18 protein-coding genes are annotated in these 14,366 nt (G+C 42.1%); 15 read left to right on the forward strand and 3 right to left on the reverse strand.

The genetic code is table 11. The features are described from left to right. The first annotated feature begins 231 nt into the window (after window positions 1-231). A complete protein-coding gene (locus RYK49_RS11060; RefSeq protein WP_314831501.1) occupies window positions 232-888 on the forward strand; it encodes a CBS domain-containing protein in 657 nt (218 codons plus the stop codon). A gap of 33 nt (window positions 889-921) precedes the next feature. Here RYK49_RS11060 and RYK49_RS11065 read toward each other — a convergent pair whose 3' ends face one another. Further along, on the reverse strand, window positions 922-1,809 hold the full coding sequence (locus RYK49_RS11065) for a YitT family protein (RefSeq protein WP_002923623.1): 888 nt from the start codon (window positions 1,807-1,809) through the stop codon (window positions 922-924). 310 nt (window positions 1,810-2,119) lie between these two features. Here RYK49_RS11065 and tmk point away from each other — a divergent pair, with 310 nt between their 5' ends. The 12 genes from tmk (at window position 2,120) to nth (ending at window position 11,837) form a co-directional block, all read left to right on the forward strand. Further along, window positions 2,120-2,758 (forward strand): dTMP kinase, encoded by a 639-nt coding sequence (tmk, locus tag RYK49_RS11070; protein WP_125402487.1) that lies wholly within the window; start codon window positions 2,120-2,122, stop codon window positions 2,756-2,758. Continuing rightward, window positions 2,755-3,645 carry a DNA polymerase III subunit delta' gene (locus tag RYK49_RS11075; protein WP_314865709.1) on the forward strand — a complete coding sequence of 297 codons (891 nt, stop codon included), beginning with the start codon at window positions 2,755-2,757 and terminating at the stop codon, window positions 3,643-3,645. The genes tmk and RYK49_RS11075 overlap by 4 nt, the downstream gene beginning before the upstream one ends. A 24-nt stretch (window positions 3,646-3,669) precedes the next feature. After that, window positions 3,670-3,987, forward strand: coding sequence for a DNA replication initiation control protein YabA (gene yabA, locus RYK49_RS11080; protein WP_002894690.1), 318 nt, complete (start codon window positions 3,670-3,672; stop codon window positions 3,985-3,987). A 2-nt stretch (window positions 3,988-3,989) separates the two neighbouring features. Continuing rightward, window positions 3,990-4,859 (forward strand): 16S rRNA (cytidine(1402)-2'-O)-methyltransferase, encoded by an 870-nt coding sequence (gene rsmI, locus RYK49_RS11085; protein WP_314865711.1) that lies wholly within the window; start codon window positions 3,990-3,992, stop codon window positions 4,857-4,859. 112 nt (window positions 4,860-4,971) lie between these two features. Continuing rightward, window positions 4,972-5,832: a DNA adenine methylase gene (locus RYK49_RS11090; protein ID WP_314831504.1), complete on the forward strand. Its 861-nt coding sequence runs from the start codon at window positions 4,972-4,974 to the stop codon at window positions 5,830-5,832. Then, entirely contained in the window at window positions 5,825-6,622 is a 798-nt protein-coding gene (locus RYK49_RS11095; protein ID WP_314831505.1) for a DNA methyltransferase, read from the forward strand. The genes RYK49_RS11090 and RYK49_RS11095 overlap by 8 nt, the downstream gene beginning before the upstream one ends. Next, complete coding sequence (locus tag RYK49_RS11100; protein WP_314831506.1) at window positions 6,619-7,221, forward strand: PD-(D/E)XK nuclease superfamily protein; 603 nt, start codon at window positions 6,619-6,621, stop codon at window positions 7,219-7,221. Before RYK49_RS11095 ends, RYK49_RS11100 begins: the two co-directional genes overlap by 4 nt. Beyond that, window positions 7,218-8,144 carry a type II restriction endonuclease gene (locus RYK49_RS11105; RefSeq protein ID WP_314831507.1) on the forward strand — a complete coding sequence of 309 codons (927 nt, stop codon included), beginning with the start codon at window positions 7,218-7,220 and terminating at the stop codon, window positions 8,142-8,144. The genes RYK49_RS11100 and RYK49_RS11105 overlap by 4 nt, the downstream gene beginning before the upstream one ends. 200 nt (window positions 8,145-8,344) lie before the next feature. Continuing rightward, window positions 8,345-9,436, forward strand: a complete 1,092-nt coding sequence (gene serC, locus RYK49_RS11110) for a 3-phosphoserine/phosphohydroxythreonine transaminase (protein ID WP_314831508.1) — start codon at window positions 8,345-8,347, stop codon at window positions 9,434-9,436. Between the two features lie 12 nt (window positions 9,437-9,448). Beyond that, window positions 9,449-10,624, forward strand: coding sequence for a 3-phosphoglycerate dehydrogenase family protein (locus RYK49_RS11115; RefSeq protein ID WP_314831509.1), 1,176 nt, complete (start codon window positions 9,449-9,451; stop codon window positions 10,622-10,624). Between the two features lie 135 nt (window positions 10,625-10,759). Next, window positions 10,760-11,113 carry an arsenate reductase family protein gene (locus RYK49_RS11120; RefSeq protein ID WP_314831510.1) on the forward strand — a complete coding sequence of 118 codons (354 nt, stop codon included), beginning with the start codon at window positions 10,760-10,762 and terminating at the stop codon, window positions 11,111-11,113. 94 nt (window positions 11,114-11,207) lie between these two features. Continuing rightward, a complete protein-coding gene (nth, locus tag RYK49_RS11125; RefSeq protein WP_002905943.1) occupies window positions 11,208-11,837 on the forward strand; it encodes an endonuclease III in 630 nt (209 codons plus the stop codon). 27 nt (window positions 11,838-11,864) lie between these two features. Here nth and RYK49_RS11130 read toward each other — a convergent pair whose 3' ends face one another. Next, window positions 11,865-12,251, reverse strand: a complete 387-nt coding sequence (locus RYK49_RS11130) for a VOC family protein (protein ID WP_314578629.1) — start codon at window positions 12,249-12,251, stop codon at window positions 11,865-11,867. Between the two features lie 11 nt (window positions 12,252-12,262). Next, window positions 12,263-13,090 (reverse strand): exodeoxyribonuclease III, encoded by an 828-nt coding sequence (locus RYK49_RS11135; RefSeq protein WP_314865713.1) that lies wholly within the window; start codon window positions 13,088-13,090, stop codon window positions 12,263-12,265. Window positions 13,091-13,228: 138 nt separating this feature from the next. Here RYK49_RS11135 and RYK49_RS11140 point away from each other — a divergent pair, with 138 nt between their 5' ends. Both RYK49_RS11140 and RYK49_RS11145 read left to right on the forward strand, forming a co-directional pair. Beyond that, complete coding sequence (locus RYK49_RS11140; protein ID WP_125351218.1) at window positions 13,229-13,684, forward strand: DUF3290 family protein; 456 nt, start codon at window positions 13,229-13,231, stop codon at window positions 13,682-13,684. After that, window positions 13,681-14,313 carry a DUF421 domain-containing protein gene (locus tag RYK49_RS11145; RefSeq protein WP_314865718.1) on the forward strand — a complete coding sequence of 211 codons (633 nt, stop codon included), beginning with the start codon at window positions 13,681-13,683 and terminating at the stop codon, window positions 14,311-14,313. Before RYK49_RS11140 ends, RYK49_RS11145 begins: the two co-directional genes overlap by 4 nt. Window positions 14,314-14,366 lie beyond the last annotated feature (53 nt).

Raw genomic sequence — 14,366 nt, forward strand, 5'->3', positions numbered from 1 at the left:
TAATTGGGAATCTCTAGCTTTTTTGTAGCTGAGAACTATTTTGTCTCAGGTTCTTCTTCTCTTGGATGTTAAGCTAGTATAGTAGACTATTGTCTATCTTCAATTTTTCCAATCGCGGGATTTTTCTAAATTTTGAAAACTTAGGCACAGGCCTTGGAAGCGTTTGAAATCAGCTTCAAAATAAAGTATAATAAGTATAAGAATTATGGATAGGAAGTAGAGGGAACTCTTATGGCAGTTAAAGATTTTATGACACGTAAGGTGGTTTATATCAGCCCAGATACAACAATTGCTCATGCGGCAGATATGATGCGTGAGCAGAAGCTCCACCGTCTGCCGGTGATTGAGAACGACCAACTAGTGGGACTGGTGACAGAAGGAACGATTGCAGAAGCTAGTCCATCTAAGGCAACAAGCCTGTCCATTTATGAGATGAATTATCTTCTCAACAAAACCAAGGTTGGTGATGTTATGATTCGTGATGTGGTTACGATCTCTCAGTTTGCCAGTCTGGAAGATGCGACCTATCTGATGCTGAAAAATAAGATTGGTATCCTGCCTGTCGTGGACAATGAGCAACTTTACGGGGTTATTACTGACCGTGATATTTTCAAGGCTTTCTTAGAAGTGTCTGGCTATGGTGAAGAGGGAGTCCGTCTGCGCTTTGTCACTGAGAATAAGGTGGGGGTTCTTGAGCAGATTATCCGTCTTCTGGTGGAAGAAAATCTCAACATCTCCAATACCGTCAATATCCCACGCAAGGATGGCAAAGTTGTCATTGAAGTACAATTATCTGGTAATATAGATACGGCGCTTCTCAAGAAAAAATTTGAGGAGCATGCGATTGAGCTGGCTGAGATTACACATACTTCAGCGAAAGTTTTATAAGCGATAAAAAAGCCTCATCATTGGATGAGGTTTTTAACGTACAATAGGTTGTTTGTTGGCATCTAAAGTGAAGCCTTCGCCCAAAATCTCATGGGCTTCGGTAATAGTTGTAAAGGCAAATGGATCGACTTGGTTAATGAGTTTCTTCATCTGCTGCATTTCGTTACGGGATACAACGCAGTAGACAATCTGCAAGTCCTGCTTGCTATAGAAGCCTTGACCCTTGAGGAAGGTCACTCCACGATCCAGCTTGTTATTGATAGCTTCAGCCAGTTCAGCCGGTTTGCTGGTAACGATAAGGAATCCCTTGCCGGCAAAGCCTCCTTCTGCAATCAGGTCAATGACGCGCGAGGTGATAAAGACAAACATCAGGGTATAAGACACCATGCGTAGGTCTTTGAAAACAAGGAGAACTAAGGTGATGACCACAAAATCAACAGTCAGCATGAGTTTGCCCATGGAAATGCTAGTGTATTTATTAAAGATGCGGGCTACAATGTCAGTACCGCCCGTCGTTCCGCCAGCATTGAAGATGATGCCTAGTCCAATCCCCAAAACAATCCCTGTTCCAAGGCAGGCCAGTAAAACATCCCCGTCCAGAGCTGAAAGAAAATAGTCTTGCAAGTGTTTGGAGGCAGGTAGGATTTCAAAAATTTTGAGCCAAGCAGACACGGAGAAGGTCCCTAGAATGCTGAGATAGAGGGTTCGCGAGCCTAACAGCTTCCAAGCAATAATAAAGAGAGGAATGTTAATAATCAGGTTGGTCGTCGAGACAGGGATTTTAAATAGATAGTAGGCAATCAAGGTCAAACCCGTCGCGCCACCTTCATATAAATGAAAGGGAATGACCAAATAATGAATCCCAAAAGAAAAAATTCCAGCCCCAAAAATGATGGCCAGTACGTTTTTTAATTTAAACATGACATCCTCCTAAATCTATTTCCAGAAATTTCTTCTGAATATATTTTACCAAAAATTTAGCCTTTATGAAAGACTTTGAAAAAATTTTTAAAGTCTTTTCTTATGATGGGCTTTTAGCTTTTTTTTTGGTAAAATAAACAATAGATAAAAAGAGTAGGATGAAAATAATTAGCTGACGGAATCGGCTCTTATCAGGCTACTCAGCCGTTTGGACATGCTTCAACAGTGGCTTATATCAATCTTTAGGGCAAGTCTTATGTGCATTTTCTTATAAAGAACAAAAAATAGAAGTTAGAGATTCAAGGTAAAGATGAAAAATGGTATTTTGATTTCGCTGGAAGGTCCGGAAGGGGCTGGAAAGTCGAGTGTGTTGGAAGCCTTGCTTCCTTTTTTGAAAAATTATGGTACTGGTCTGATTACGACGCGGGAGCCGGGTGGCGTCCAGATTGCGGAGGCCATTCGCGAAGTGATTTTGGAGCCTAGCCATACGGCTATGGATGCAAAGACGGAACTCTTACTGTACATAGCTAGTCGCCGCCAGCACTTGGCTGAGCGGGTTTTGCCAGCTTTGGCCCAAGGGAAGATTGTCTTGATGGACCGTTTTATCGATAGCTCAGTGGCCTATCAGGGCTACGGCCGTGGTCTGGATGTAGCGGACATTGAATGGCTCAATCAGTTTGCGACAGATGGACTCAAGCCTGATTTGACCCTCTATTTTGATATTGATGTGGAAGAAGGGCTGGCGCGGATTGCTAAGAGTGAAAGCCGAGAGGTGAATCGGCTTGATCTGGAGGGTTTAGACCTGCACCAGCGGGTTCGGCAGGGTTATTTGGCGATTCTTGACAAGGAGCCTGAGCGCTTTGTCAAGGTGGATGCCAGCCAACCTTTGGATAAGGTAGTGGCTGATAGTTTGGCCATCATTCAGGAACGATTTGGGAATCCGTCATGAAGATAAAAGATTTACAGCAAAGCCAGCCCAGCTTGTTTGAGCAGTTTCAGCATATTCTTGAACAGGGGCGGCTTAGTCACGCCTACTTATTTACCGGAGCCTTTGGTAGTTTTGTCATGGCTCAAATCCTGTCTCAGAGTCTATTTTGCGAGAATAAGCAGGGCGTCTGGCCTTGTCAGTCTTGTCGTTCCTGTCGTTTGATTGCAGAAGAAGACTTTTCTGATGTAACGGTGGTGCGACCAGCTAATAACATTATCAAAACAGACCGAGTTAGGGAGCTGGTCCGAAACTTCTCTCAGAGTGGTCTGGAAGGCAGTCAGCAGGTTTTCATTATCTGCGATGCGGATCGGATGCACGTCAATGCAGCCAATTCCTTGCTCAAAGTCATTGAGGAGCCGCAGAGCGAGATTTATATCTTTCTCCTGACTGCTGATGAACAGCTGATTCTGCCGACGATTCGAAGTCGGACTCAGGTTTATCATTTTTTGAAAAATACAGCTGCTTTGCAGCACAGTTTGGAACAGGATGGCTTGATTAAAAGTCGAGCGGAGCTGATAGCTGCCTACAGTCAGACTCAGTCAGAAGCGGAAAGCTTGGCTCATAATAACGCCTTTTTTGAATTAGTCAGCGAATGCGAGCGCTTTGTCAAGGATTTTCAAAATCGCTCCAGTCAGGCATTTCTGCAGGTTTCACGTCTGGCAAAGATGGCTGATGATAAGGAGAAGCAGGAACAGGTCTTCAAGCTCTTAGAAGTGTTATTTTATAAGGAGATAGCAACAGAAAACGGTCGACAGGCCTTGGAGCAGCTTTTGCTGGCTCGGAAGATGTGGCGGGCCAATGTATCTTTTCAAAATGCTTTAGAATATATGACTTTGAAGGGAAAGTAAAAAGAGGCAGCACAGGAGTATAAAATGGATAAAAAAGACTTATTTGACGCCTTAGATGATTTTTCACAGACGCTTTTAGTGACCCTTGCTGAGGTGGAGGCTGTCAAGAAAAATCTCAAGAGTGTGGTAGAGGAAAATATTGCTCTGCATCTGGAAAATGACAAGCTGAGGGAGCGCTTGGGAGAGGTGGAGAAGGAAGCTCCGACCAAGACCAAGAAAAACCGGGATAATCTGCGTAAGCTTTACTATGACGGCTTTCATGTTTGTACGGATTTCTATGGCCAGCGCCGGGAGAATGACGCAGAGTGTATGTTCTGTGATGAATTGTTATTTAGGGAGTAGCGATGCAGGTTCAAAAAAGTTTTAAGGGCGAAACTGCCTACGGCAAGCTTTATCTGGTCGCGACTCCTATCGGAAATCTGGATGATATGAGCATCCGTATGGTCAATACCCTGAAAGAGGTTGACAGGATTGCGGCTGAAGATACGAGAAATACGGGCCTTCTGCTTAAGCATTTTGAGATTGAGACCAAACAGATCAGTTTTCATGAGCACAATGCTAAGGAGAAAATCCCAGTTCTCTTGGACATGCTTCAAAGTGGAAGTGATATAGCCCAGGTTTCGGATGCTGGTCTGCCCAGTATTTCTGATCCTGGACATGATTTGGTTCAGGCAGCGCTAGAAGCTGGAATTACTGTAGTACCGATTCCTGGTCCTAGTGCTGGAATAACAGCCTTGATTGCCAGCGGATTGGCTCCCCAACCGCATATTTTCTATGGTTTTCTGCCTAGAAAGGCTGGACAGCAGAAGGAATTTTTTACTAGCAAAAAATCCTATCCTGAGACTCAGATTTTCTACGAATCCCCTCATCGGGTTCGGTCTACGATGGAAAATATGCTGGCAGTTTATGGTGACCGCCAAGTCGTCTTGGTGCGCGAGCTGACTAAGATTCACGAAGAGTATCAACGAGGGCTGATTTCAGAGTTGCTGGCCTATACGGCTGAACATCCGCCTAAAGGAGAGTGTCTCTTGATTGTAGCTGGGGCGGCAGAAGATGCTCCACAAGAAATTTCTCAAGAGCAGATCCTAGCTGAGATTGATCTTTTAGTTGAAGCTGGCAGCAAAAAAAATCAGGCCATCAAGGAAGTGGCCAAGAAATACGGCAGGAACAAGAGCGAGCTCTATGCGGTTTATCATGAACTAAGAGAAAGTTGAAATCTTATTTCAACTTTTCTTTTTAGCGGCTTCTTTGTATTTTATAACATAAAAGCAAATTCTTTGTTTGGTATGTGTTATAATAATTTCATTACACTTAAAAGGAATAATCATGTCTTTAGACACTAATGTAAAATTAAAATATTATAATCTCCAACCGTTTACTAAATGGACTGGGGGAAAGCGCCAACTTTTAGAAGAGTTAAGGAGCTACATGCCGGAGACTTATGGTCGCTATTTTGAGCCATTTGTTGGCGGCGGAGCTTTATTTTTTGATTTGGCTCCAGAACAAGCGGTCATTAATGACTTTAACGAGGAACTGATAAATGCCTATCGCCAGATAAAAAATAATCCAGCTGAATTGATTAATTTACTGATAAAGCATAAAGAGAATAATAGCAAAGATTATTATTTAGCATTGCGTTCGGCAGATCGCGATGGTCGAATTAGCAGGATGACAGGGGTAGAGAGAGCGGCGCGAATTCTCTACATGCTTCGGGTTGATTTCAATGGATTGTATCGAGTCAATTCTAAAAATCAGTTTAATGTTCCTTACGGCCGCTATAAAAATCCAAAAATAGTGGATGTAGATTTACTTTATCAAATCAGTGAATATCTAAATGAGAACGATGTAGAAATTTTGCAAACGGATTTTGCGGAGGCAGTTAAGGATGCTCAAACAGGCGACTTTGTCTATTTTGATCCGCCCTATATTCCGTTAAACGAAACAAGCTCATTTACCTCTTATACCCACGAGGGCTTTTCTTATGAGGAACAGGTTCGGTTACGCGATACTTTTAAGGAATTGACGGAGCGAGGAGTCTATGCTATGCTGTCAAATTCCTCGAGTCCTTTGGTAGAAGAATTATACAAGGATTTTAATATTTATTTTGTGGAAGCTCAGCGAACTAATGGTGCTAAGAGCTCAAGTCGTGGAAAAATTTCAGAAATTATAGTAACAAATTATGACTAATTACGAATATAAGTATGGGGGTGTTTTAATGACAAAACCATACTATAATAAGGAAAGGGCTATTCTGGTTCATGCAGATACCTTTGACTTCTTATCACAAATGAAGCCAGAAAGTATGGATATGATCTTTGCTGATCCACCATACTTTTTGAGTAACGGTGGTTTTTCAAATTCTGGCGGTAACATTGTCTCTGTTGATAAAGGTGATTGGGATAAGGTTTCTGGCCTTGAGGAGAAACATGACTTTAATCGACGGTGGTTACGATTAGTCAGACCTATTTTAAAGCCTAATGGTACTATCTGGATTTCAGGCAGCTTACATAATATTTACTCTGTGGGTATGGCCTTGGAACAAGAAGGTTTTAAAATTTTAAATAATATTACTTGGCAAAAGAGCAACCCAGCTCCGAATCTATCTTGCCGCTATTTTACTCATTCCACGGAAACGATTTTGTGGGCTCGTAAAGATGATAAAAAGGCTAAGCATTACTATAATTATGATTTGATGAAAGATATTAATGGCGGTAAACAGATGAAGGATGTGTGGATGGGACCGCTAACTAAAAAGGCAGAGAAGTGGGCCGGAAAACATCCAACGCAAAAGCCAGAATATTTATTAGAACGGATCATTTTAGCTAGTACTAAAGAAAATGATTATATACTTGATCCCTTTGTTGGCAGTGGAACAACAGGAGTTGTAGCTAAGCGGTTAGGTCGTAAATTTATTGGTATTGATGCGGAGAAAGATTATTTAGAAATAGCCAAAAGAAGATTGGAGGAAGAGAGATGAAAAAAGGTGGCGTAGGTGGTGCGAATACGAAAACAGGGCTAGCTTTTGAATTGAAAACAGACTTGCCAAATTTTATTTCAAAACAAAGTGGATATGAAGTTGTGGAAAATGATTTTGATATTAAACTTGTGAAACGAACAGGCGAGGTAAGAAAAATAAAAAGGAGCTCCACAGCACGGTGGATAGTAAATTTTGAAGGGGAAAAAGTAGCAGAAATTTTTCAAAAACATGGTTTATATCGTTATTTTGATGAAGTAGCCCTGAACTATAAAGCGATTATTTCCAAAAAATTGTTACCAGATGATTCCATTTTTGTAATGGATAATAATACAGTTTTTATCATTGAAAAGAAAACGCAAAAAACTCAAGGAAGTGTTGATGAAAAATTACAAACATGTGATTTTAAGTTGAAACAATATAAAAAGTTATTTTCACCTTTAAATAAAGAAGTTAAATATTATTATTTACTTGATGAATGGTTTTTAAATTCAAATTATAAAGATGTCTTAGATTATATTATAAGTGTAGGCTGTTACTATCGCTTTAATTATATTCCTTTAAAGGAGTTTGGTTTACCTATACCAAAGGAGGAAATATGAATTTAGAGAATTATATTCAATTATCATCAGACGAAAGATTACAATATTTCCTCTCAACTCTTTCAGTTACCAACCGTACACCAGAGTACTATGTAAATTGGAGTAAGGTTAGACGAGAGACAAAGGAGTTTGAACTTGAATTAAACACTTTAAACTATTTAATTGGTAAAGATAATATTTATGAAGAGGCCTTTAATTTATTTTCAAAACAGCCTGATTTACTGAGGGCTGTTCCTAGCTTGATTGCCAGCCGTGATAAAGTTTTAGATATTCTTTCCTTGGATGAAGATGATAATATGAGCTTTCATCAATTAGATTTTAAGAAGATTGACAAAAGTGATATAAAAGTTTATGTAGATTTTATTGAGCAAGCTGGTTTGTTGTACTTTTTACAAAAGGAAGCTAGCCGATCACTTGTTGATTATGTGTATGGTGTAGAAGCGGGATTAGATAGTAATGCTCGTAAAAATCGAAGTGGAACGACTATGGAAGGCATCCTTGAACGAAGTGTTGCTAAAGTTTGTCAGCAGCATGATTTAGAGTTTAAATCCCAAACCACGCCATCTTTCATAAAAGAAATGTGGAATATAGAAGTACCAGTTGATAAATCACAACGCCGTTTTGATGTAGCTGTTTATTCAAAGGAAAAACATAAAATTTGGTTGATTGAAACAAACTACTATGGTGGAGGCGGCAGCAAACTGAAGGCTGTTGCTGGAGAGTTTACTGAATTGAGCCAGTTCGTCGTCAATTCACCAGATGATGTAGAGTTTGTGTGGGTGACAGATGGGGTGGGCTGGAAAACGGCTCGTTTGCCATTAGCAGAGGCATTTGCTCATATTCCGTATGTGTTTAATTTGGATATGCTTAAACATGGTTATTTGTATGATTTATTGATGCCAAAAAAATTGATTAGAAACTAAACATTTATCAGCGGTAGTTTTATATTGATATAGTTATTCTATTAAAATTAGGTCGAAAATAATTAGAAGCTTTCACAGCTTCTTTTATTATTTCTTCATTTTGTTCGTGTTTTCCTAAAAAATTCCCTTCTTTTTAAGAAAAAATAGATATTTTCTAAACTTTGTGATATGATATACAAAATAAATTTTGGAGGTAGGATATGACGATTTACAATTTTTCTGCTGGACCGGCAGTATTGCCCAAGGAAGTCTTGAAAAAAGCTCAGGCTGAGTTTTTAGACTATGCCCAAAGTGGCATGAGTGTGATGGAGCTGTCCCACCGATCCAAGGAATTTGACGATATTATCAAAGAAGCTGAGAGCTTGCTGCGTGAGCTCATGGATATTCCGGACAATTATCGCGTGCTCTTTCTGCAGGGGGGAGCTTCTACCCAGTTTAGCATGATTCCCCTTAATCTAGCCCAAGGCGGCAAGGCCTATTACCTAGTGGCTGGATCTTGGGGAAAGAAAGCTTACACCGAAGCAGTCAAGCTGTCTAAGTTCATTCCTTTTGAGCCTATTCTCTTGGCTTCATCAGAGGACCTAAATTACACAGAAATACCTTCTTTTGATGAAAAGGAGATTGATCCGCAGGCGGCTTATGTGCATCTGACCACAAATAATACTATCGAAGGAACGGCTATTTATGACCTTCCTGCGACTAATGGCGTGCCGATTGTGGCGGACATGTCTTCTAATATCCTGGCTGCTCAGTACCGAGTAGAGGATTTCGGTTTGATTTATGCTGGGGCTCAGAAGAATATCGGACCTGCTGGCGTGACAGTTGTCATAATCCGAGAAGACTTGCTGGATGACGAACTCGTTCTATCTAGCATGTTGGATTACCGTATTCAGGCGGACAATGGCTCTCTTTACAATACACCACCGACTTTCGCCATCTATATGGCCAAGCTGGTCTTTGAGTGGGTCAAGGAGCTAGGTGGCGTAGCAGAAATGGAAAAGCGCAATCGGGAAAAATCTGGCCTTTTGTACGATTTCATTGAGCAATCTGACTTTTATCGCAGTCCAGTCCGTTACAAGGAGCAGCGCTCAGTAGCCAATATTCCCTTTGTGTCTCCTAGCCCAGAGCTGGATGCCAAGTTTAACAAAGAGGCTGCAGCAGCGGGATTCAAGAATATCAAGGGGCACCGCAGCGTAGGCGGTATGAGAGCCAGTCTCTACAATGCCTTTCCGCTCCAAGGAGTCAAGGACTTGATTGCCTTTATGCAGAAATTTGAAGAAGAAAATTCTTAAGGGAGGGAATCTATGGTCTTTAGTGTCAAAACCTTTAACAATATCAATCAAATCGGACTCAAGGAGCTGGGCAATGTTTTTCAAATTGATGGAGACAAGTCTGACAATCCGGATGCTTATATCCTGCGCAGTCAAAACCTGCATGGACAGGAATTTCCGAGCAAGCTCAAAGCCATTGCGCGGGCAGGTGCAGGAACCAATAATATTCCGGTCGAACAGGCAACGGCTCAGGGAATTGTAGTCTTCAATACGCCAGGAGCTAATGCCAATGCGGTGAAAGAAGCGGTCTTGGCTTCCATTCTTCTGTCTGCCCGTGACTATATCGCAGCTAACAGTTGGGCTAATGACCTTTCTGGAGATGATGTTCCCAAGCAAGTGGAAGCTGGTAAGAAACAGTTTGCTGGGACAGAGATTTCAGACAAGACTTTGGGAGTCATAGGGTTAGGAGCTATCGGCGGCCGTATTGCCAACGATGCCTATCGTCTGGGAATGAATGTCCTTGGTTATGACCCTTATGTATCCATTGAAACAGCTTGGAATATCTCTAGCCATGTCAAGCGGGTAGCGGATATAAAGGAAATTTTTGAAAAGAGTGATTATATCACTATCCACGTGCCTCTGACTGAGGATACGCGTGCTACTTTCGATCAGGAGGCTTTTGGTCTCATGCAAAAAGGAACAACCCTTATCAACTTTGCCCGTGGCGAGCTGGTGGACAATGCTGCCCTCTTTGAAGCCTTGGAAGCAGGTGTTATCAAGCGCTATATCACAGACTTTGGTGTAGATGAGCTGCTCCGTCATCCGCAGATTACAGTCTTTCCGCATCTGGGCGGATCAACAGAGGAAGCTGAGCTCAACTGTGCTATTATGGCTGGGAAAACTATCCGTCGCTTCATGGAAACAGGCGAGATTATCAATTCAGTGAATTTCCCTAATGTCCGTCAGGCACTCTCAGCGCCTTATCGGATTACCCTGATTAACAAAAATGTACCGAATATTGTGGCTCGGATTTCAACAGCGGTCAGTGATCTAAATATCAACATCGACAATATCATCAATCGTTCCAAGGGTGATTATGCTTATACCTTGCTGGATCTGGATGAGTCGGACCAAAGCAAGATTCAGGAGCTGGTTGATAAATTTGAGAATAGCGACAATATTGTGCGCGTGCGTTTGATTAAGAAATAACAAAAAAACAGAGGTATTTCTTTATGGAATGCATCTGTACCAGCCGATGAGTTTTTCACTTATCGGCTTTTTCTAATGAGTCTCGGCTTGACAAGAAGGAGCTAGCTGGGCTATCATAGGAACGGAGGAAAAACAATGTTACAATTTATCGAATACCCAAAATGCTCTACCTGCCGCAAGGCCAAGGCTGAGCTCAATCAATTAGGAGTGGACTTTGAAGCGGTGGATATTGTCCAAAATACACCTAGCCGGGACCAACTCCTAGACTGGATTCAGAACTCGGACTTTGAGCTCAAGGCCTTTTTCAATACCAGTGGTCTCAAATACCGTGAACTGGGTCTAAAAGAAAAAGTTCCGCATTTCACAGCTCAGGAAGCTGCAGATTTACTATCGACAGACGGCATGCTGATTAAGCGACCGCTCTTGGTTCGAGATAACCAAATCTTGCAGATTGGCTACCGGAAGGCGTATGGAGAGTTAGGTTTGTAAAGTATTAAGAACAGCTGCTTTCTCAATCATGATTTTTGGATGCTTCTTCCTTTCATGATATAATAAATCTATCTCAATCTTAGAAAGAAGAATCATGGTTTTATCAAAAAAACGGGCTCGACATGTGATTGAAGAAATTATTGCTCTTTTCCCTGACGCTAAGCCCAGTCTGGATTTTCGCAATCACTTTGAGCTTTTGGTAGCGGTCATGCTGTCGGCTCAGACGACAGATGCTGCAGTCAATAAGGCAACGCCGGCTCTGTTTGAAGCCTATCCAAGTCCTCAAGACATGGCTGCGGCTGGTGAAGCAGACATTGCCAAATACATCTCCCGCCTAGGACTCTATCGAAACAAGGCCAAGTTTTTGAAGAAATGCGCCCAGCAGCTTTTGGATGACTTTGACGGTCAAGTACCACAAACGCGGGCAGAATTGGAAAGTCTGGCAGGAGTTGGTCGCAAGACGGCCAATGTAGTCATGAGTGTGGGCTTTGGTATTCCAGCTTTTGCTGTTGATACCCATGTGGAGCGTATCTGCAAGCACCATGATATTGTTAAAAAGTCGGCAACGCCACTAGAGGTAGAAAAGCGAGTTATGGATGTCCTTCCGCCGGAACGTTGGCTGCCAGCCCATCAGGCCATGATTTACTTTGGTCGTGCCATCTGCCATCCTAAAAATCCCGAGTGCGATCACTATCCGCAACTCTATAACTTTAAAGACATTTAAAAAGCGAGGTCTGATGACTTCGCTTTCTTATTCACTAAATCTTAAAAAATAACCATCTGGATCCAAAATCGCAAATTCATGAGGGTAAATAAAACTATCTCCCACTCGAAATTCTCTTTTTGTCAGAGGACGATGGATGGGATAGTCAGCTTCCAGCAGTTTTTGGTGGAGCTGAGGGACATCCTCAATGCCAAAGGAAATATTGACACCGCGCCCAAAAGGATAGGTTAGTTGGGCTAATTCTTCTGCGCTGCCTTCTTCTAGCATAAGTTGGCAGTCTTCAAGGGAGAGGAAGAGAAATTTCTCCTCTGGACGCTCGTATTGGACAGAGAAGCCCAGCAAGTCGCAGTAGAAGTGGCGTGATTTTTCGATGTCAGATACTACAAATTCAGGAATGACAGCTTGATAGTCCATTAGCTTTCTCCTTAGAGTTCAATCTCCATGACAATCGGTGTGTGGTCTTGGCGCGCACCGGAGTCAATCATATCAGACTTGGTCACCTTGTCAGCTACACGGTTACTGGTCAGCCAGTAGTCGATTCTCCAGCCTGTATTTTTGATTTTAGAAGTCTTGCTGCGTTGTGCCCACCAAGTGTATTGGTTAGGAATATCGCCGTGCAAGTGGCGGAAGGTATCGGTAAAGCCTTTATCCAGCAGATTGGTGAAGCCGGCACGTTCTTCGTCGGTAAAGCCTGGTGAACGGCGGTTGCTTGCTGGATTGGCCAAGTCGATTTCCTTGTGGGCCACATTGTAGTCGCCAGTAGCGAGGACTGGTTTTTGTTCATCTAATGTTGCCAAGTATTCAGCATATTTGGCATCCCAGACTTGACGGTCATCCAAGCGTTTGAGGCCATCGCCAGCATTAGGTGTATAGACCTGGGTGACAAAGAAACCGTCAAATTCCAGCGTAATGATGCGGCCTTCGACATCCATGGTTGATGGAGCGCCGATTTCAGGGAAGGTTACGGTTGGCGTCAGTTCTTTTTTGTAGAGGAACATGGTTCCTGCATAGCCTTTGCGGGCCGGCTCTTGGGAGGAGCGCCAAGTGTTTTCATATTCAGGGAAAAGATTTGTCAAAATTTCCAAGTGCTTTTTAGTCGGACCTGTTGCAGACAGTTTTGTTTCCTGAATGGCGATAATATCAGCATTTTCCGCTTGCAAGGTCTGAAGAACAGCCTGGGAAAGCTGAGCACGGGCAGAATCACTGGTCAATGCAGCGTTGAGAGAGTCAATATTCCAAGAGATGAGTTTCATAAAATTTCCTTTTCTAGTAAAATTTACTGAGTTTATTATAACAAAATTTAGAACTGATTTATAGCAAAGAGATTGTAAGAGACTTGAAAAAGTAGGAAAATTTTTCTATAATATAGCGAGAAAAAATAGGGGGAAGCCATGAAATTCTATTCTTATGATTATGTTTTGAGTCAGATTAGCCAGCAAAACTGGGTGACAGTTGCGCTTTCTGTCTTGCTATTACTTGTGACAGGATTTTTTGCTTTTAAGGCCTATCGTAATAAGCGCGATTCAAAATTTCGGGAACTAGCCATCATTTCCGTTTTGGCCTTGGTGGCTATGGTCTTGATTGGCATTAGCAATTTTCAGACTGACCAAGACTCTAACAACCAGTTTCAAACTTCTCTTCATTTTATCGAGGTCATTTCAAAAGACTTGGGTGTGGATAAGTCGGAGGTCTATGTCAATACTTCAGCCGCGACGGATGGAGCGATTTTGAAGGTCGGAAAGAACTTTTATCGGGCTATGAGTGGCAGTGAGCCGGATAAATATCTGCTTGAAAAAATTGACTTGCATAAGACGACGGATATTGAAATAGTGGAGGTTGAAAAATGACATTGAATTTTCTTGAAATCCTAATTAAACTAGCGCTGGGGCTTTTCTCACTGGTTTTTGTCATCAACGTGACGGGAAAAGGAAATCTGGCGCCCAATTCAGCGATCGACCAGATTCAAAACTATGTCCTTGGTGGCATTATCGGTGGGGTGATTTATAATAGCTCCATTAACATTCTTCAGTATACAGTCATTCTCATCATGTGGACTATCTTGGTCTTGACCCTAAAGTGGCTCAATAATAATGTCCGTGCGGTTAAGCATTTGATTGATGGCAAGCCGACAACGTTGATTCAGCATGGAGAACTGAGTCCCGAAGCCTGCCGTTCTGTTGGTCTTTCAGCAGCAGATGTAGCTTTGAAGCTGCGCAGCCAAGGTATTTTCCAGCTCAAGCAGGTCAAGAGAGCAGTTTTGGAGCAAAACGGCCAACTCATCATCGTACAGGCTGGTGAAGAGAATCCTAAATATCCCCTTATCACAGATGGTGTTGTCCAAATTGATATTCTGGAGTCTATTGATAAAACAGAAGAGTGGCTGGTGGAGAGACTGGCTAAAGACGGTTATACTGATATTTCTAACATCTTCATCGCTGAGTATGAAAGTGGCAACTTGAATGTTGTGACCTATTAAGAACCTGAGACAAAATAGTTCTCAGCTACAAAAAAGCTAGAGATTCCCAATTA

The sequence above is a fragment of the uncultured Streptococcus sp. genome, from assembly GCF_963525625.1.
Classification (GTDB): Bacteria; Bacillota; Bacilli; order Lactobacillales; family Streptococcaceae; genus Streptococcus.

Coding starts and splice junctions, on each gene's coding strand:
- RYK49_RS11090 (WP_314831504.1), top strand. CDS start 4,972: ATGTCTTTAGACACTAATGTAAAATTAAAATATTATAATCTCCAACCG.
- RYK49_RS11115 (WP_314831509.1), top strand. CDS start 9,449: ATGGTCTTTAGTGTCAAAACCTTTAACAATATCAATCAAATCGGACTC.
- RYK49_RS11100 (WP_314831506.1), top strand. CDS start 6,619: ATGAAAAAAGGTGGCGTAGGTGGTGCGAATACGAAAACAGGGCTAGCT.
- RYK49_RS11060 (WP_314831501.1), top strand. CDS start 232: ATGGCAGTTAAAGATTTTATGACACGTAAGGTGGTTTATATCAGCCCA.
- RYK49_RS11140 (WP_125351218.1), top strand. CDS start 13,229: ATGAAATTCTATTCTTATGATTATGTTTTGAGTCAGATTAGCCAGCAA.
- RYK49_RS11120 (WP_314831510.1), top strand. CDS start 10,760: ATGTTACAATTTATCGAATACCCAAAATGCTCTACCTGCCGCAAGGCC.
- RYK49_RS11095 (WP_314831505.1), top strand. CDS start 5,825: ATGACTAATTACGAATATAAGTATGGGGGTGTTTTAATGACAAAACCA.
- RYK49_RS11135 (WP_314865713.1), bottom strand. CDS start 13,090: ATGAAACTCATCTCTTGGAATATTGACTCTCTCAACGCTGCATTGACC.
- RYK49_RS11145 (WP_314865718.1), top strand. CDS start 13,681: ATGACATTGAATTTTCTTGAAATCCTAATTAAACTAGCGCTGGGGCTT.
- serC (WP_314831508.1), top strand. CDS start 8,345: ATGACGATTTACAATTTTTCTGCTGGACCGGCAGTATTGCCCAAGGAA.
- yabA (WP_002894690.1), top strand. CDS start 3,670: ATGGATAAAAAAGACTTATTTGACGCCTTAGATGATTTTTCACAGACG.
- rsmI (WP_314865711.1), top strand. CDS start 3,990: ATGCAGGTTCAAAAAAGTTTTAAGGGCGAAACTGCCTACGGCAAGCTT.
- RYK49_RS11130 (WP_314578629.1), bottom strand. CDS start 12,251: ATGGACTATCAAGCTGTCATTCCTGAATTTGTAGTATCTGACATCGAA.
- RYK49_RS11075 (WP_314865709.1), top strand. CDS start 2,755: ATGAAGATAAAAGATTTACAGCAAAGCCAGCCCAGCTTGTTTGAGCAG.
- nth (WP_002905943.1), top strand. CDS start 11,208: ATGGTTTTATCAAAAAAACGGGCTCGACATGTGATTGAAGAAATTATT.
- RYK49_RS11105 (WP_314831507.1), top strand. CDS start 7,218: ATGAATTTAGAGAATTATATTCAATTATCATCAGACGAAAGATTACAA.
- tmk (WP_125402487.1), top strand. CDS start 2,120: ATGAAAAATGGTATTTTGATTTCGCTGGAAGGTCCGGAAGGGGCTGGA.
- RYK49_RS11065 (WP_002923623.1), bottom strand. CDS start 1,809: ATGTTTAAATTAAAAAACGTACTGGCCATCATTTTTGGGGCTGGAATT.